This window comes from Allokutzneria multivorans (assembly GCF_039537405.1).
Classification (GTDB): domain Bacteria; phylum Actinomycetota; class Actinomycetes; order Mycobacteriales; family Pseudonocardiaceae; genus Allokutzneria; species Allokutzneria multivorans.
Map to the genome: position 1 here is coordinate 391983 of NZ_BAABAL010000018.1, position 16658 is coordinate 408640.

Genomic DNA, 16658 nt, shown 5'->3' on the forward strand with positions numbered 1-16658 from the left:
ACGTTCCCCAGAAGCCCACAAGGACGGCAAAGTAGGGCGCATGGTCATCGCCGTCAACCTCGTCGGAGTGCAGAAGACCCTCGGCCCCGTCCACCCCTCCGTCATCGAACTGCGCCAACGGTTCCTGCCGGCGCGCGAGCACTGCACGGTGATCGGCTCAAGCGTCACCGAGCTGAGCTGGCTGGAGCGCGTCCCTCGCGGCAGGCCAGCGCTGATGATCGCCGAGGGGCTGGTTCCCTACCTCACCCGCATCGTGCGGTTCCGGTTCTGACGCGCCGTTCAGATCTGCCAGCGAGCGCGGATGATTCCGTCGTCGGCAGGAGGATGGCCGCGCGGACGCCCGCCAACGTTTCGACCAGGCCCTGTCCTGTAGGTCATCACGTTTGCAGGTCTTCAAGACCACCCAACCCCCACCCCCACCGTCTCCAACGACAGCAAACCCCCGTAAGACCGCAGGGTTTGCGGCGGTTAACGATGATCAACAGCAGGGTTTGGTGGTCTTGAAGACACCCCCGGCGACACCGTGACCTCACGTGGTGGTCGGCGAGTGTCTGATCCGAGACCTGATCCCGAGCACCGGGTCATGGTCAGCGGCGCACCTGGTAGCTCAGGTGAAGGACCCGGTTGCCCTGGATCATCACGTCGGGGTCCTCCAGCAGGTGCTGCGCGTGGACCGATCCGAAGTAGCGCTTGCCCGAGCCGAGCACGACGGGGGCGACGTCCATGCGCACCTCGTCGACCAGGCCCGCGGCGAGCATCTGGCCACCGACGTCCCCGGCGGCGACCTCGACAACGCGATCACCCGCGAGCTCCTGCGCCTTGGCCATGGCTTCCTCGACTCCGCTGACGAAGTGGAACGGCGCCCCGGGGTCCCAGCCCTCGGGTGCGGGCCGGTGCGTCACGACGACCACGTGGTCGATCCCGCCCGGGGGCTTGCCGTCCCAGCCGTCGGTCAGGTCGAAGACGCGGCGGCCGGCGATGGTCACCCCGATCCGGTCCCAGTACGTCCGGGTGTGGTCGTACGAGGGCTGCGACACCTTCACCACGCCACTCTCGTCCAACGGCACGTCACCGTTGATCAGCCAGTCGAACAGCGGGCCGGGCTGGTCGTTCTCGTCCGCGATGAAGCCGTCCACGGACACCGTGCTGTACATGACCACCTTGCCCACTGGGCTCTCCTCTGCTTGGGGTGCCCCAAATTAGCCTGCCGCGAGCCGGTGTTCTTGTAAGAAATCAATCGGCGGGCAACGGCCAGCCGTCCAGCGTGTGGCCGGGGTGTTCGCGCAGGAACCGCCGCCGGACTTCGAGGTAGCGGGTCGGCGTGAGCCCGGTGAACTCCCGGAACTCGTGGCCGAAGTGGGCCTGGTCGAAGTAGCCGGCGCCACCGGCGAGCTCGCCCCAGTCGACCGGGTCGGCCGGGTCGATCGCGAACACGGTGGCGGTGAAGCGGTGGCTGCGGGCCAGCCGCTTCGGCGTGATGCCGATGAGCTCCTTGAACCGCCGCGCCAGATGAGTGCTGCTGACACCGGCCGCCACGCTCAGCTCGCCGATCGCCACCGCCCCGCTGGCCGCCGCGATGACGCCGCTCGTGTGGCGGACCAGCCCCAGGCCCGCGGTCTCGCGCAGCCGTCGCGCCAACTCCTCTTCGAGCAGCGCGAGCATCTCGCGCGGTCCGTCCACAGTGGACATCCGGTCGCGCAGCTCGGCGACGGCGGTCCGGCCCCACACCTGCTCCACCGTCACCGGCCGGTCGCACAGCTCGCCCGCGGGCATCGGCAGGAACGGCGCGAGCCCCCACGGCTTGAAGTGCACGCCGACGGAGCGGGTCCGGAGTGGATAGCTGAACTCGTACGCGCGGGTGGGCATGGTGATCACGCAGCCGTCGGCGTACTCGGCCGCCTCGATGTCGGCGCCGGCGCGGATGCGGAACGGCGCCCCGAGGTTGACGACGAGCAACGCCGACGGCGCAGGCGGCAACGTCAGCCGCGCGTACGGCGGCGCGCCCTCCAGGTAGTACAAGTCGTCGATCAGCCCGACCAGCGGTGGTCGCGGCGCTCTGGACACGTACTCCACGCCCACAGCATCGCCGACGCCCCGCAGAAGGACCACACTGGATTTGACAGCGACAGCGGCGAGTCAGGCGCGGGTGGCGTAGAGGTAGTTCAGCCCCGCCTGGGCCTCGGCGAGGCGCGGCGGGATCGCCTCCTCCAGCAACGGGTGCCCCGTGCCCGCGAGCGCGTCCGCCCGGTGCACCTGAGCGGTCCAGCCGTGGCGGGCCAGCCACGCGCCGGGCTCGTCGATCGAGGTCAGCGACCGGCCGAGCGAGCGCCCCAGCTCCACGACGGGCGCGTTGGCGGGCGCGGCGAAGAACTCCGAGTCGAGCGCGTCGGCGAGCAACCGCGAGCCGGGCGCGGACACCGAACCGAGTCTCGCGATCAGCCGGTCGCACTCGGACAGCGGCAGGTGTGGCAGCAGTCCTTCGAGCAGCCACAGCGTCGGCAGCTCGGCACGGAACCCGGCCTCGGTGAGCGCGGGCACCCAGTCCCCGGTGAGGTCGGTCTCGACAATGGCGTAGCGGCTCCGGGGGACGAAACCCTCCAGCCTCCGGGACTTCGTCAGCAGCTGTCCGGGAAGGTCGATCTCGAAGTACGCCAGGTTCCCCGGCAGGCTCAGCCGGTACGCGCGGGTGTCGGAACCCGCTCCGAGGCAGACGACCTGCCGGACACCGTCGACGACCGCGCGCAGCACGGCCTCGTCACCGAGCCTGCCCCGGATGACGGCGGCGTTGGTGGAGATGCCTTTGCCGTGCAAGCCGACGATCATCGCCCTGGCCCCGGTCGGCACCAGCAGCGCCGCGAGCGGGTCGCGCACGAACGGCTCGGTCTCCTCGTACTCCATCGCGCGCCGCGCTGCTATCCAGTCAGCGGTCTGCCGCACGGGAATCGGCTCGGGGGTCGTCATGGTCGCGCTCCGGCGGATGTCAGTCGTGGGTCGGAGCCGGTCATTGTTCCCAGGGAGAGGTCGTTTCCCACCAGCGCACTTGAACACACGATTTGAAGGTTCACCGCAAAGAGAACACCTCAGTCAAGGCCAACCCTCCAAAAGGAGTTCAATGAGAAACTTGAAGCATGACTTCTCGCCGGATCGACGCCGACGAACTGCGGCGGCACATCGTGGACAGCTTCGCCGGAACCACCGTGATGGAGAACGCCGGTGACCTGTTCTTCATCCACGACCCAGACGGCGACATCCCGCCGGAGCGCACCTTCCCGTACGCCACGATCGTCACCGGCGATCACTACGACACCGTGTCCCGGCTCGACGAGCCCGGCGCCTACCGGCTCAACAGCGGCCTGACGAAGGCCACCTACACCTCGCTCTTCGGCGCCGCGCCGACGGAGCGCGACGAGAAGGGCGTGCTGGACACCGGTTTCGACCACGACACCAGGGACCAGATCGTCCCGCACCCGATCTACGCCTCCCAGTACTGGGTGTCCGTGGTCAACCCGACGGAGTCCACAATGGACACTATTCGCCCGATGTTGGAGGAGGCGCACGAATTCGTGGCCCGCAAGCACGCCAACAAGCGCGCCCGCCGCGACCGCGCCTAGCCCGGGACGGAAGGCACGTCCTGCAAGTCATCAGGTTCGCAGGTCTTCAAGACCACCCAACCCCCACCCCCACCGTCTTCAACGACAGCAAACCGCGCAAGGCCACAGGGTTTGCGGAGGTTAACGATGATCAACGGCGGGGTTTGGGGGTCTTGAAGACACCCCAACCCCCAGCGACACCGTGACCGGGATGCACAGCGCAACCACTTGCAGGACAGGCACTAGCCCGGGACGGGGGCGGGGACACGGGCTCCGGTGCGCTCGGCGCCGACGGAGGCTACGACGACCAGCGCGACGCCGCCGAGCGCGCTGAGGCTCGGAACCTGGTGCAGCACAACGAGTCCGGTCACCAGTGCCACGGCGGGTTCGAGGCTGAGCAGCGTGCCGAAGGCCGCCGTGTCCAGCCGTCGCAGCGCGAGCATCTCCAGGCTGTACGGGATCACTGGCAGCAGCAGCGCCAGCCCGAGCCCGACCAGCACCAACTCCCAGGTCAGCGCCCCCACCGCCGCCGGTCCGCCGCACAGCGTGGCGACCACCGCGGCTGTCGGCATCGAGATCGCCAAACCGCGAATCCCCGCGACCTCATCACCGACCTTCCGCGTGAGCAGGATGTAGGCCGCCCAGCACACCGCAGCCCCGAGAGCGCACACGACGCCGACCAGATCGGCGCCGCCGTGCCACGGCTCGGTCAGCAGCAACACGCCCAGCCCGGCGAGCACCGGCCACACCAGGCGAGCGCCGCGCCCGCTGGCCACGGCCACCCCCAACGGCCCGAGGAACTCCAGCGCGGCGGCCGTGCCGAGGGGAATGCGCGCGACCGCCGCCATGAACAGCAAGGTCATCCCGGCCGTCGCGACGCCGAGCGCGATCCCGGCCAGCAACGCGGAGCGGCTGAAGCTCGACGGCCGTGGCCGCACCAGGACCAGCAGCAGCACACCCGCCCATGCCAGCCGGAGCCACGCCGCGCCGTCCGGCCCGATCCGCTCGAACAGGCCGACCGAGGCCGCGAGGCCCAGCTGCACGGACAGCGTCGCGGCGAGCACCATCGCGGCGCCGGAGCGGGTCGAGGAGGTCATGCGGTCAGTAAACGAAACCGAGACCATTCGCGTCCACCACGCAAATGCGAACAAAATGTTCGCGACTTGTGGACAATGGAGGCATGGAGACCCGGCGGTTGCAGCTGCTGCTCGAACTGTCCCGACTGGGATCGATGCGCGCGGTCGCCGACGCGCTCAGCACCACGACTTCGTCTGTCTCCCAACAGATCGCGGTGCTGGCACGCGAAGTGGGAACGCCACTGCTCGAACCGGACGGCAGGCGGGTCCGGCTCACCCCGGCGGGGCGGCGGTTGGCCGAGCACGCGGTGACGATCCTGGCGGCGGTCGAGTCGGCGCGCGCGGACCTGCACCCCGGCACCGATCCCGTCGGCACGGTGCGCACAGCGGGCTTCGCGACCGCGATCAGCCGGTCACTGCTGCCGCTGGTGCTGGAGTTCGCCGACAGCCACCCCGGCCTGCGGATGACCTTGCACGAGCACGAGCCCGCCGAGTCGCTCGCGCTGCTCGTCGCCGACGAGGTGGACCTGGCGATGGTCTACGACTACAACCTCGCCCCCGCACCGCTGGACCCGTCGCTGGAGTCAAGTCCACTGTGGACGGCGCCGTGGGCGCTCGGCGTCCCCGAGCACCTGGCGGCCGGGGTGTCCGGGAACGCGCTCGCGGTGTTCGAGGCGTTCCGCGAGCACGACCTGATCGGCAACTCCCGCAACCGCGCCGACGAGGACGTGGTGCGCGTGCTCACCTCGCTGGCCGGAGCGGGCCCGGCCGTGCGGCACAAGGCGGACAGCCTGGACCTGGTAGAGGAGATGATCGTCGCGGGGCTCGGCGTCGGCCTGCTGCCCGCCGATCGCCCGCACCGCGCGGGTGTCCGGCTGCTCCCGCTCGCCGAGCCCGAGGTGCGGCTGCGCTCCTACGCGGTGATCCGCAAGGGCCGCAGCACGTGGCCGCCACTGGCTCTGCTGCTGGAAAAGCTGGTGGAGAAGCGGCTCAGCGCCGTTCCCTAGTCGCCCGCCGCTCGACCTTGTCGGCGAAGTCGGACCACGCTTCCGCGCACTGCCGGGCGATCTGGGCCATGCCCTTGGCGCAGTGCCGGGGCACCGCTTCGGCGAAGCGGTCCCACTCGCGGCGGTCCAGGAAGTGCGCGCCGAGCAGCCGCAGCACTCCCCTTCCCACCTCGGAGCAGCGCAGTGAGGGGTCGCGCCGCAGGTTGTTCAGCAGCTCCAGCGAGTCGGTGAAGCCCTGGGGCGCGTTCGGCTCGTCCTCGCGGCGGCGCGGACCGACGGGGTCCTGGCCGAGCCGGACCCGTTCGCGCACGTCCTTGGCGGTGCCGATGCTGATCCCGGCCGCCGCGGCGACCTCGCGCAACGACGAGCCGGGGGCGCTGGCGAGCAGCTCGGCCGCGCGCATGCGCCCGGTGACCCTGTCGAGCGGGCGGACCCGGCCGTCCAGGCCCATCCGGCTGCTCTGCCGGGGCACGGGTGCGGTGGCCCGCGCGGCGGCGATGGTCTTCGGCGAGAGCCCGGCAGCGGCCGCGATCCGCCGGTCCGACCACTCCGGGTAGGTGCTGACCAGGCGCATGGCCGCCGCCTTGCGGTCCACTGTGGACAGCGCGTTGCGGCGGACGGCGAGCAGGAAGCCCGCGTCCGGGTCGCCGTGGAACAGCTCGATCTCGACGGTGTCCTCACCGCGCAGTTCAGCGGCGCGCAGCCGGTGCCTGCCGTCGAGGACCGCCATGGTGGAGCGGCACACCAGGATCGGCGGGAGCGGGTCGGGCTGCTCGGCGATGCGCCGCGCGTGTTCCTCGTCCACTCCGCCGAGCCTGGGTGAGTCGCTGTCGCGCAGCTCGGCGATCGGCATCCTCGCTCGCTCGCGCGGCTGGGTGCCGACATCCTGCTGGACGGTCACGACGTCTCCTTGAAGGCCGGGGGAGCCTTGAAGCTAACGCCGCTCCCCCGGCCGGTCACGCCCCGTGAATCGGTGACGCGGCCGGATCAGGCCGGTTCGAGGACGAAGACCGGGATGTCGCGCTCGGTCTTCTCCTGGTAATCGGCGTAGTCCGGGAAGGCCGCGACCGCGCGCTGCCACCAGAGCGCTTTCTCGTTGCCGGTCACCTCGCGGGCCACGTAGTCGCGGCGCTCGGTGCCGTCCTGGAGTTCGACCTCGGGGTGGGAGACGACGTTGTGGTACCAGACCGGGTGCTTCGGAGCTCCGCCGAGCGAGGCCACCGCCGCGTAGGCGCCCTCGTGCTCCACGCGCATCAGCGGGGTCTTGCGGAGCTTGCCGGACTTCTTCCCCTTCGTGGTCAGGATGATCACCGGGAGCCCGCGCATGGTCGTGCCCTCGGTGCCGCCCGAGCCCTCGTACTGCTCGACCTGCTGGCGCACCCATTCGGTGGGGCTGGGCTCGTAGTCGCCGGTCAGAGGCATGGCAACGCTCCTTGAGTTCGAGGCATCTGCCCTTCGGGCAACGGCGCCAAGATCACCGCTATTCCCGTGCCAGCCGTTCGAGTGACCGCTGCCGCGTCTCCGGGAGCGCCAGCACGCACGCCACCGACACCACTCCGTACACCGCCATCAGCGCGCCGACCGCGATGCTGCCGTACGAGGCCTGCAACGCCGTTGCCACCAACGGGGGAACCGCGCCACCGAGCACCGTCGCCAGGTTGTAGCTCAACCCGACCGCCGTGTACCGGTGCTCGGTCTCGAACAGCTCCGCCATGAAGGCCGCGGCCGGGCCGAGCACACCGCCGCCGATCGCCAGGAGAAGGCACAGACCCGCTCCGACCAGCACGACCGATCCGGTGTCGATGATCGGGAACACCACCAGCCCGCACACCACCGCCGCGATGTTGCCGCCGAGGATCACCCGCCGCCGACCCACCCGATCGGAGTGCAACGCCCCCGCCGCCGTGGCTGCGACCAGCACGATCCCGCCGATCACCCCGAGCAGCAGCATCGTCGGCTGCGACAGCTCGAGCACGGTCGTGCCGTAGCTGGTCAGGTACACCGTGCCGATGTAGTTCAGCCCGAACGCCGCGCTCAACGCTCCGCCGCCGAGCAGGATGTGCCGTGTGTGCGCCGAGAACGCCGTCCGCAACGGCAGCCGCCGGCTCGGTTCGGCGGCGGTGAACACCGGTGTCTCCGCGATCCGCAACCGCACGTAGAGCCCGACCGCGATGAGCACCGCGCTCAGCAGGAACGGAATCCGCCAGCCCCACGCCAGGAAGGCTTCGCGGCTCATCGTCACCCCGCTGATCAGGAAGGTCGCGCTGGTCAGGACGAACGCCGTCCCCGGCCCCAGTTGCGGGTACATCCCGGCTCGCCCGCGCCGCCCCGGCTCGGAGTGCTCGACGGCCAGCAGCGCCGCCCCGCCCCATTCCCCGCCGACCGCGATCCCTTGCAGCACGCGGAGAACCACCAGGATCACCGGCGCGGCCACCCCGATGGACGCCGCGCTCGGCAGGAGGCCGACTCCCACCGTGGACACGCCCATCAACAGCAACGTGTAGGTCAGGGTTCGCTTGCGCCCCAACCGATCCCCGAGGTGCCCGAACAGCACCGCCCCCACCGGCCGCGCCACGAAGGCCACCGCGAACGAGGCGAACGCCGCCACCGTCCCCGCCGTGGCCCCCAGCGCCGGGAAGAACAACGTCGGGAACACCAGCGCCGCCGCCGTCCCGTACACGAAGAAGTCGAAGAACTCGATCGCTGTGCCCGCGAACGATGCGAAGGCGATCCTGCGTTGCACGGTGGCCGTTCCTCCCCAGCTGTGGTCCCACCGAAGCTTTCTCGCCCACCCCAACCCCGGCAAGCTCGGCCGCCGTGGCGCTCAGCACTGTTCGCCCCGGCCCGAAGCCCTTCCCGTCAGAACGGTGCGGGTTCCGCGATGGGTTCGAGTTCGGTGTCATAGCTGCGCTTGGCCGGTGTGGTCCACCGATGGGTGCCGTCGTCGAGGTTCTCGCAGCGCCAATTGGAGTGCGTCTTCATGGTGTGGTGGTGCCTGCACTTCGGCCGCAGGTTGCGGATGGTGGTGTTGGTTCCGTCGAACGGGCAGCAGTGGTCGAGGTCGCAGCGGTGTGACGGCTGCTGGCACCCGATCGCTGTGCAGCGCGGGTAGCGGGCGTTGATCAGCTCTCGCTGTTTCGGCGACGGCCGGTAGGCGTCACTGACCTCTTCTGCCATCCCGGTGACCGGGTCGGTGAGGATGCGTTTCCAGATGCCGCCTGCTGCGATGTCTTGGGCGACGTGGGTGGGGGTGGGTCCGTATCCGGCCAGCATGCCTGGATCATCGGTGAGACCGAGGAGTGCCGTGATGGGCATGGTGAGGTAGACCATCGTCTGGCCTTGCGGCGCCGGAGTATCCAAGCCCAGCAGCAGGTCTCGGGCGACGTCGGCTCGTTTCTGGTCCAGGGTGCGGTCATCCTTGGGCAGAGATTTCGCGATCCGGTCGACGTGGTCGAAGGCCATCGCGGTGTCATGCGCGGTCATGGTGTGGCGCAGTTCCGCCATGCCGTCGTCGAGGTTGATCTTCTCCACCAGACGCCGCTTGCGCTTCTCCTCGTGACGGAGATCGGCGGCCTTGGGGTCGAGTTTGTGGATCAACGTCTGCGCACGGCGTCGGATCGAGGTGTAGGTGCGGGTAGGCGCGTACTCCAGGAGGTTGGCCTCGGCGATCGAGGTCTGGGGTTCCTTCAGGATGCGGATCTGATCCACGATCAACAACGCCTTGCTTTCGTCGATCTCCCCGGCCGCCAGGGCTGCGAGCACGCGAGGGCGTTCGGTGAGTTCGGAGGCGTTGGACAAGATCCGATCAGCACCACGCCGGGAGATATGCAGGGCACAGGCAATCTCATTCTGCACGAACCGGTAATCGCGATCGTCGGCGGCGACGTGGAATGTGATCAAGGCTGTGGCGAGTTCCGCTTTCGCATGACACAGAGCGGCCTGTTTCGCCTCAACCTCGACCAAGAGTTCATCGAGGGTCATACCCCAATAATACCCGCAAATAATAGTCGATCATGGCTCTAAAGAATGAATTCCCAGGCGTCCAAAACACCGAAACGCCCCACGCTGGAACGCAAGCCGCCAACAAACCGAGGCTTTACCTGGGGTGCGCGTGCCATACGCTCGCGCGAGGGCCGGGTGTTCTATCCCGTGCCCCTGTAAGGCCCAAGGGCACGCGCAAGGGGTTCCCAGGTCAAGCCGACCCCACGCAGGAACCAGCGCGCCACGCAGGAACCGGCGCAGGCTGGAAGCACCAGGAAGCCCCCCGCCAAAAAACCCTAAAGCCCCCGAACATCCCAAACCCAAACCCCACCCACAAAAACCCCGTCCCGCCCCAACAACGACGCCACAGCGGGCCCCACCAACCCACTCCTCTCCTCCGGCGTCAACACCACGACATCCGCTCGCCAATACCGCAGGTCCTCCACGGCCGCCGCCTTATCCGCGGGCGTGATCTCCACGCCACCATCGCGAACCCGGGCCAACAAGTCCGAAGTCTTGCGCCGCACAGCCCCATAAGTCCCGAACCGATCCTCAGCAGGCCCCACGAAATATCCCTCGGCCAGGCGAAAACCCATTCCGGTCTTCGCCTGCCAGGACAGCGCCCGGGCGTCTCCCGGGTCCGGCAGCGGAACGACCACCACCGAACCGTCGTCCACGTAGTCCCGCCACAGTCCCGAGGCGAAGAACTCCGGCGGTGAAGGACGGCCGCTGGCGTCGAGCGGGGTCGGGGCGATCGGCAGCAGGACGGCGGTGATCATGCCGAACCAGAGGACTCGGTAGCGGCCCATTCCGGCGAGGTGGTCCGTGCCGAACGCGAGCAGCAGGCCGATGAGCGGCACGCACGCCATGGCCAAGCGCGACGGCAGCACGGACCCGAACAGCGGGAGTCCGCCGAACAGCGCCCACGGGCCGGGCACGGTCTCGGTGCCGTTGACGACGATGACGGCTCCCAGCGACAGCACCGCCATCACGGCCGCCGTCAGGGCGATCGTGCGGACCGGGCGCACGCGCCACAGCACGATCGAGATCGCGATGACGAAGATGATCAGTGGCCAGCCGAAGAACGCGTTCTCCTCGGTGCGGTTCATGGACAGCATCGCGGCCTCGTACTTGTTGCCCGCGACGGACTTGGTGGCGTACGCGGTGAGCGCGGCGACGTCGTTGCCGCCGCCGTGGCGCAGCGAGGAGTAGCTCTGCGGCCCGAAGAACTGCCACCACAGCGGCACCGAACAGACCACAATGGACAGTCCGGCGGCGACGCCGAAGCCCTTCGCCAGCGGCAGCAGCATCGCGCGCACCTCGGAGAAGCGCACCGCGGTGTGCACGAGCAGCGCGATGGCGAGGGTGACCACGCACAGCAGCAGGGGCTCTTCGCCGATGAAGATCTGGTAGGTGATCAGCAGGCCGAGGATCACGCCGTCCCGGACCGGCCGCGTCCCCTTGGCGATGCGCAGCGCGCGGGCGACGATGAACGGCAGCACGAACAGGGCGACGAAGTTCGGGTGACCGTTGCCGTGGGAGATCACCGACGGCGCGAAGCCGCAGAACCCGCCGCCGATCAGCGCGCCCGCCCACGAGTGGCCGAACTCCTTGCGCATCACGTGGAACCAGGCCCACGCCGTGCCCGCGAGCGAGCCGGTCAGCACGATCGTCCACGTGACGGTTGGCCCGAACAGCAGCGTGATCGGCGCGAGCGGAACACCGAGGCCGAACACCGTGGTGTTGGCCATCATGTTCACGCCGAGCGGGTAGTTCTGGAGATCGGAGTGCAGCGGGTTGGCGAGCGAGGTCACCGCCTTGGCGCCCGCGGCGAGGAACCACTCGAACATGTTCTGGTCCTGGCCGCCGTTGACCAGGAAGTTGTTCCCAGGGCTGCGCCACAGGTACAGGTACACGAAGAAGGCGAGCGCCAGGTAGACCAGCGGCGGGATGAAGCGGTTGGAGCGGCTCACACCTGCTAATACCGATCGGTAGTGGTGTTTCGTTGTGTGTCACTCGACACCTGTCACGCGACACCTGGCGGGGCCCGATCCTAGCGCCTGTCCTGTAAGCGGTTGCGCCGCGTGTTCCGGTCACGGTGCCGCCGGGGGTTCGCCGGTCTTCAAGACCCCCAAACCCCGCTGTTGATCATCGCTAACCACCGCAAACCCCGCGGTCTTGCAGGGGTTTGCTGTCGTTGAAGACGGCTGGGGCGGGGGTTGGGTGGTCTTGAAGACCGGCGAACCTGATGACGTGCAGGACAGGGCCCGGCCACCTCCGGGAAACCGGATGGACGACGGGGCGAGGCGCTGCCAACGTGGGCGGATGGATCTCGTCTTCCTGCACGGTCCCGCCGCCTCGGGCAAGCTCACCGTCGCTCGCGCCCTGTCGGAGCGCGTCGGTTACCCGGTGTTCCACAACCACCTCGTCGTCGACCTGCTGACCACCGTCTTCCCGTTCGGCACCGAGCCGTTCATCCGGTTGCGCGAGCGGATGTGGCTGGACGTGATGACCGATGCGGCCAGGGCCGAAACGTCGCTGATCTTCACCTTCGCGCCGGAGCCGACCGTGCCCGCCGGGTTCGCCGAGCGCGTCCGCGAGGCCGTCGAGTCCCACGGCGGCCGAGTCCGCTTCGCCCGGCTCCTGGTCAGCCGGTCCGAGCAGGAGCGCAGGATCGCCCAGCCGAGCCGCTCGGAGTTCCACAAGCTCGTCGACCTCGACGTCCTGCGCAGCGTCCGCGACTCGCACACCGCCTCGGAACAGCCACCGTCCGATGTGGACATCGACACCGAGACGAGCGACGCGGAGGCCGCCGCGAAGGTGATCGCCGAGCACTTCGCGCTGCCGCGCCGGACCCCGCCCCAGCGTTACGCTTGACCGATGGCCACCTGGGACGACGTCCGCCGCATCGCACTCGCGCTCCCGGAGACGACCGAGCGCCCGACCTACGACAGCGCGCCCGCGTGGCGGGTCAAGGACAAGGCGTTCGCCTGGGAGCGCCCGCTGCGCCGAGGCGATCTCGAAGCGCTCGGCGACGCGGCCCCCACCGGGCCGATCCTCGGGGTGCGGGTGCCGGACCTCGGCGCGAAGGAAGCGCTGCTGGCCGAGGCGGACGGGCCGTGCTTCACCACGCCGCACTTCGACGGGCACGCGTCGGTGCTGGTGCGGCTGGCGGCGATCGACGTCGCGGCGCTGGAGGAGCTGCTGACCGACGCGTGGCTGGGCCTCGCGCCGAAGCGGCTGGCGAAGCAGTTCTTGGACGGCGCGAGCGACGACACCGGGGACGAAGCCCGCTGACACCCCCTCATTGGCCGCTTTCGCCGGGCGTGGCGGACGCGGGATGGTGGTCGACGGACTCCGCCCGGCTCACCACGAGAACGGCTGCGCCATGCTCAGAGCACTGGACTTCCCCATCCCGTTCGACCTGACCGTCAACCCGCACGTCGACACCGTCGCCGAGGACCACCCCGGCTGGGCCCGCTCGATCGGCCTGCTCCCGCCCGCCGAATCCTGGTACGAGAGCTACGACGACGCGGGCGTCCCGGCGCTCGCCGCGCGCGCTGTCCCGGCCGCCGCGCCGGAGCGGCTCGACCTGGCGATGCGCGTGCTCGGCTGGGCGCTCGTCTGGCGCGACCAGCTCCCCCGCCTCGCCGCCGCGCAACCCCGGCTGGCCGCCGACCACGTCAAGGACCTCGTCGAGGCGTGCCACACCGAGCGCGCCGCGCAGGGCACGAGCCACGGTGTGTGCGTGTGGGCGGGGCTCTGGTCGGAGCTGCGCGAGGGCATGACGCCGGACTGGGTGGTGCGCGCGACCCGCTCGTTCACCGCCTCCGCGGTGTCCTACCTGCACGGCGGTCGGCTGGACTTCGAACTGGTGCCGGAGTTGCTGGAATCCTTGCTGGAGTGCGAAGTCCCGGTCACCGCGCACGACAGCCCGCAGCTGCGCAGCCTGCGGTTGATCACCAGTCGGGTCACCGCGTGGTCGGCGTGCGGGGCCGACGACCGGGAAGCCGTCGATCGGGCCAGCGAGGACATGCGCGCCTTCGAGCGCGTCCGCGAGGACCTGCCGGAGATGATGGCGGGCCTGGAGCTGGACAAGCCGGAGATCGACGCGGTGGACCGCTACGTCACCGGGCTCGGGTCCTGGACGCGCGGCCACCACGACTGGCAGCAGGCGTTCCCGCGCCCGCGGCTGCCGGAGGCGACCAACCTCGTCACCTCCGGCTGCACCTGTCCCTGGGCCAGGGCGTGATTCCCAGATCCGTGTTCGCGATAGCCGGGCCGAGCCCGCCCCTGGCTGCGCCTCGGCGAAGGCCACGTACAACACCGGTACGCGTCCTCCCCCGAGTCTTGCCAGGAACTACCTCGCAGTAGCCCGACTACGGCCTGCGGCCGGGCAGACTCTCATCGAACGAGATCTGCGAATCGCGCCCTAGCTGATCTCGAACGAAGCACGCCGTCCGGGAGCCACGGGAAGACGGAAGTGAACCGTGCCGGAGGACTGGCGCGCGGTCGTCTTCGCGCCAGCCACCGTCACCGCGACTTCCTTGTCCCGCAACGAACTCGGCAGCACCACCTCGATCTCGACCACTTCGGCGGCCAGCGCGCCCAGCTCGCCGCGCACGGCGTCGGGCTGGTAGGAGACCGCGAGCAGACCGCCGTCCCAGCTCCACCCCTCGAAGGGCAGCAGCGGCGCGATCCGCAGGCCCCGCGCGGTCGGCTGGATCCCGGCGAGCCACAACGCGGCGTTCAGCGGCTCGGAGTGCGCGAACAGGATCTGCACCGGCCACGCCTGCATCGAGAACGCGCCCGGCCACGACCAGGTCTCGCCGGGGCGGTCGGCGGTGGACGGCAGGTAGCTGTCCGGGCCGGACCACACGCCGAACCACGTCTCCGGATAGGTCTCGGCGTGGTGGGCCAGGGTGTTCGCCAGGAACTCCGCCCAGCCGCGCTGCTTGTCCACTGTGGACAGACCCCAGGCCAGCGTGGAGTTGATCGCGTACCACTGGCCGCCGCCGGCCAGTGGCGCGCACCCCTCACCGCCATCGGCGAAAACCCTTGCCGCCAAGGGATCAGCGCACCTCGTGGTGATCTCCTCGACAAGCGTCGACGCCTGCTCCTCGTCGAGCAGGCCGGTGATCAGCGCCCACGGTTGCGGCTCAAGGAAGAGGTCGCTGTGGCCCACTTCGGTGGCGCTGGAGGTCCAACCGCGGTTGAGGTGACGGCCGCGCCAGCACGCGCGCACGGCCTCGGCGAAGCCCTCCGCGCGGGCACGGGCGTCAGCGGCGGTGGCGTGCTCGCCCGCGTACTCCGCCAGCTCGGCGAAGCGGCGCAGCACGTGCACGGCCATCGCGGTGTTGAGCGTGCTCTCGCCCTCCTCCCACACGCGGTCGATCGGCACGCCGGACTCGGCCACCACCATGTCGTTCCAGTCGCCGAGCCGGACCTTGATGAGCCCGTGCGCGCCGACCCCGACGTCGTTGAGCAGGTGGTGCACCGCGCGCAGGCAGTGCTCCCACACCGGCTCCGGCCTCGTGTACGGCGCGGGCCAGTACGACACGGACTGGCGCAGGAAAGCGCGGTCCCGGGTGGCCAGCACGTACTCGGAGACCAGCCACAGCAACCACATGTCGTTGTCGGAGGGGCACCACATCATGTGCTCCCACGAGCCGGTTCCCACCTCCGCGTAGGCGATCTCGCCCTCGGGCGTGGTCTCCGACATCGTGAAGCGCAGCGCGTCTGCGGCGAGCTCCGGGGCGAGCCAGACCTGCGACAGCGAGTTCTGCATCGTGCTGCGCGGACCGGCGTTGAAGCCGCCGAGGTACTGGTAGGCACCGCCCTGCGACAGCGTGTGCGCGCGGAAGCCGTGGTGGTAGGTCGCGCCGGAGCGCAGGTAGTAGGCGCTCCACGCGAGTTCGCGCGACACCCACTCCTCGCGCCCGTAGTCCACCTTCGGCAGGACGCCGCGCCACGCGTGCGAGGTCGACTCGAACAACGCGGCGGGATCATCTCCCAGCCGAGCCACTTCGTCCGCGGTCTCCTCGGGAGGCGTTGCGCCGTAACCGAATCCGAGCACGCGCTGCTCGCCGGGCGCCAGCTCGAAGTCGGTGGTGAGCAGGAACGCCACGTCCTGCCCGCCGCCTCCGGGGTGCGCCTGCCCCATCGGCTTCACCAGCCCGTCTGGGCACCCGCGCCCGCCGTCGCCGAACACCGAAGCGCGCTCGGCGGTCCACCCGTCCACCGTCGTGCCGACCGGAACGCACACCACGTCGGGCTGCGTGCGAGCCGTCCTGCCGACGGGGAACGGGATCTCGTGGGACAGCTTTCCCTTGGGGTGGCGCGCCAGCAGCCCGCCGACCGAGTCGTTCCAGTCGGCTCGGTAGCCGTTGTACGCCCGGGCCGAGGTGCGGTCCCTCTCCTCGTTCGGGTCGACCCCCATCGTGCCCAGGTCGAGGTTGTGCACCCAGACGTCCCAGTACTCGCCGTGCCGCAACCTCCGCGAGGTCCCACCGAGGTTGCGCACGACCACGTACGAGCACAGCAGACGGCTCTCACCGAACGGCGCGAACACCACGCGGTCCAGTTCGATGTCGTTGTGCCGCACCACAACGCGGAAGTAGCCGCAGCCGAAGACCCGGCGCACCACGGCTTCCTCCGGCAGGTCGGCGTAGAACGTCGACCACACCGAGCCGTTGTCCTCGTCCCGCAGGTACGACACACCGCCCGCGAAGGCGCCGTCGCCCTCGCGGTGCTTGTTGATCCAGCGCGGACCCCGCTCGTGCGAGTACAGCTGGGTCCACCCGTCGTTGGTGGAGATGGCCACGATCCGGTCGTTGCCGAGCTGGTGCCAGTGCAGCCGGGACGGCCCGAGCAGCTGGGTGTCCCACTCCGCCCGGGGATCGGTGCGCTGGTCCAGGGTGTACTCGAACGCGGGCAACCCCGCGTCGTCCGTGGTCCAGTCACCGAAGATCCCGCCATGGCGCTCGGCGTCGTTCATCGAGTTC

Annotated in this window: 16 protein-coding genes; 6 read left to right on the plus strand and 10 right to left on the minus strand. The window is 69.8% G+C overall.

The window, feature by feature from the left end; translation table 11 throughout:
• Positions 1-40: 40 nt before the first annotated feature.
• The gene (locus ABD798_RS25890) at positions 41-271 is read left to right on the plus strand and encodes a hypothetical protein (protein ID WP_344879815.1); all 231 of its coding nucleotides are present in this window, start codon (positions 41-43) and stop codon (positions 269-271) included.
• Positions 272-587: 316 nt separating this feature from the next.
• On the opposite strand, the gene ABD798_RS25895 is transcribed toward ABD798_RS25890, so the two are convergent.
• The 3 genes from ABD798_RS25895 to ABD798_RS25905 form a co-directional block, all read right to left on the minus strand.
• Positions 588-1169 carry a dihydrofolate reductase family protein gene (locus ABD798_RS25895; RefSeq protein ID WP_344879817.1) on the minus strand — a complete coding sequence of 194 codons (582 nt, stop codon included), beginning with the start codon at positions 1167-1169 and terminating at the stop codon, positions 588-590.
• Between the two features lie 64 nt (positions 1170-1233).
• Positions 1234-2073, minus strand: coding sequence for a helix-turn-helix domain-containing protein (locus ABD798_RS25900; RefSeq protein WP_344879820.1), 840 nt, complete (start codon positions 2071-2073; stop codon positions 1234-1236).
• Positions 2074-2136: 63 nt separating this feature from the next.
• Positions 2137-2961, minus strand: coding sequence for an SAM-dependent methyltransferase (locus ABD798_RS25905; protein WP_344879823.1), 825 nt, complete (start codon positions 2959-2961; stop codon positions 2137-2139).
• 167 nt (positions 2962-3128) lie between these two features.
• Here ABD798_RS25905 and ABD798_RS25910 point away from each other — a divergent pair, with 167 nt between their 5' ends.
• Entirely contained in the window at positions 3129-3611 is a 483-nt protein-coding gene (locus ABD798_RS25910) for a DUF6194 family protein (RefSeq protein WP_344879826.1), read from the plus strand.
• A gap of 221 nt (positions 3612-3832) precedes the next feature.
• Here ABD798_RS25910 and ABD798_RS25915 read toward each other — a convergent pair whose 3' ends face one another.
• Positions 3833-4687 carry an EamA family transporter gene (locus ABD798_RS25915; protein WP_344879829.1) on the minus strand — a complete coding sequence of 285 codons (855 nt, stop codon included), beginning with the start codon at positions 4685-4687 and terminating at the stop codon, positions 3833-3835.
• 83 nt (positions 4688-4770) lie between these two features.
• On the opposite strand from ABD798_RS25915, the gene ABD798_RS25920 reads away from it, so the two are divergent.
• Complete coding sequence (locus ABD798_RS25920) at positions 4771-5673, plus strand: LysR family transcriptional regulator (RefSeq protein ID WP_344879832.1); 903 nt, start codon at positions 4771-4773, stop codon at positions 5671-5673.
• Here ABD798_RS25920 and ABD798_RS25925 read toward each other — a convergent pair.
• The 5 genes from ABD798_RS25925 to ABD798_RS25945 all read right to left on the minus strand — a co-directional run bounded on the left by ABD798_RS25925 (position 5657) and on the right by ABD798_RS25945 (position 11627).
• A complete protein-coding gene (locus ABD798_RS25925; protein WP_344879835.1) occupies positions 5657-6574 on the minus strand; it encodes a streptomycin biosynthesis protein in 918 nt (305 codons plus the stop codon). The genes ABD798_RS25920 and ABD798_RS25925 overlap by 17 nt on opposite strands.
• Before the next feature lie 86 nt (positions 6575-6660).
• On the minus strand, positions 6661-7095 hold the full coding sequence (locus ABD798_RS25930; protein ID WP_344879838.1) for a nitroreductase family deazaflavin-dependent oxidoreductase: 435 nt from the start codon (positions 7093-7095) through the stop codon (positions 6661-6663).
• 58 nt (positions 7096-7153) lie between these two features.
• Entirely contained in the window at positions 7154-8416 is a 1263-nt protein-coding gene (locus tag ABD798_RS25935; protein WP_344879841.1) for an MFS transporter, read from the minus strand.
• 116 nt (positions 8417-8532) lie between these two features.
• Positions 8533-9654 (minus strand): HNH endonuclease signature motif containing protein, encoded by a 1122-nt coding sequence (locus tag ABD798_RS25940; RefSeq protein WP_344879844.1) that lies wholly within the window; start codon positions 9652-9654, stop codon positions 8533-8535.
• Between the two features lie 296 nt (positions 9655-9950).
• Positions 9951-11627, minus strand: coding sequence for a glycosyl transferase (locus ABD798_RS25945; RefSeq protein WP_344879847.1), 1677 nt, complete (start codon positions 11625-11627; stop codon positions 9951-9953).
• A gap of 352 nt (positions 11628-11979) precedes the next feature.
• Here ABD798_RS25945 and ABD798_RS25950 point away from each other — a divergent pair, with 352 nt between their 5' ends.
• From ABD798_RS25950 to ABD798_RS25960, 3 genes are read left to right on the plus strand one after another with little or no spacing between them, the layout of a single operon-like run.
• Complete coding sequence (locus ABD798_RS25950) at positions 11980-12531, plus strand: P-loop nucleotide/nucleoside kinase family protein (RefSeq protein ID WP_344879850.1); 552 nt, start codon at positions 11980-11982, stop codon at positions 12529-12531.
• 3 nt (positions 12532-12534) lie between these two features.
• Positions 12535-12951, plus strand: a complete 417-nt coding sequence (locus tag ABD798_RS25955; RefSeq protein WP_344879854.1) for an MmcQ/YjbR family DNA-binding protein — start codon at positions 12535-12537, stop codon at positions 12949-12951.
• A gap of 43 nt (positions 12952-12994) precedes the next feature.
• Positions 12995-13906 carry an isoprenoid biosynthesis enzyme family protein gene (locus tag ABD798_RS25960; RefSeq protein WP_344879857.1) on the plus strand — a complete coding sequence of 304 codons (912 nt, stop codon included), beginning with the start codon at positions 12995-12997 and terminating at the stop codon, positions 13904-13906.
• 180 nt (positions 13907-14086) lie between these two features.
• On the opposite strand, the gene ABD798_RS25965 is transcribed toward ABD798_RS25960, so the two are convergent.
• The gene (locus ABD798_RS25965; protein WP_344879860.1) at positions 14087-16651 is read right to left on the minus strand and encodes a GH36-type glycosyl hydrolase domain-containing protein; all 2565 of its coding nucleotides are present in this window, start codon (positions 16649-16651) and stop codon (positions 14087-14089) included.
• Between the last annotated feature and the right edge of the window lie 7 nt (positions 16652-16658).

Excerpts from the sequence above, each read along its gene's own strand:
- ABD798_RS25890 (WP_344879815.1), top strand. The coding sequence starts at position 41 with ATGGTCATCGCCGTCAACCTCGTCGGAGTGCAGAAGACCCTCGGCCCC.
- ABD798_RS25905 (WP_344879823.1), bottom strand. The coding sequence starts at position 2,961 with ATGACGACCCCCGAGCCGATTCCCGTGCGGCAGACCGCTGACTGGATA.
- ABD798_RS25910 (WP_344879826.1), top strand. The coding sequence starts at position 3,129 with ATGACTTCTCGCCGGATCGACGCCGACGAACTGCGGCGGCACATCGTG.
- ABD798_RS25915 (WP_344879829.1), bottom strand. The coding sequence starts at position 4,687 with ATGACCTCCTCGACCCGCTCCGGCGCCGCGATGGTGCTCGCCGCGACG.
- ABD798_RS25920 (WP_344879832.1), top strand. The coding sequence starts at position 4,771 with ATGGAGACCCGGCGGTTGCAGCTGCTGCTCGAACTGTCCCGACTGGGA.
- ABD798_RS25930 (WP_344879838.1), bottom strand. The coding sequence starts at position 7,095 with ATGCCTCTGACCGGCGACTACGAGCCCAGCCCCACCGAATGGGTGCGC.
- ABD798_RS25940 (WP_344879844.1), bottom strand. The coding sequence starts at position 9,654 with ATGACCCTCGATGAACTCTTGGTCGAGGTTGAGGCGAAACAGGCCGCT.
- ABD798_RS25950 (WP_344879850.1), top strand. The coding sequence starts at position 11,980 with ATGGATCTCGTCTTCCTGCACGGTCCCGCCGCCTCGGGCAAGCTCACC.
- ABD798_RS25955 (WP_344879854.1), top strand. The coding sequence starts at position 12,535 with ATGGCCACCTGGGACGACGTCCGCCGCATCGCACTCGCGCTCCCGGAG.
- ABD798_RS25960 (WP_344879857.1), top strand. The coding sequence starts at position 12,995 with ATGGTGGTCGACGGACTCCGCCCGGCTCACCACGAGAACGGCTGCGCC.
- ABD798_RS25965 (WP_344879860.1), bottom strand. The coding sequence starts at position 16,651 with ATGAACGACGCCGAGCGCCATGGCGGGATCTTCGGTGACTGGACCACG.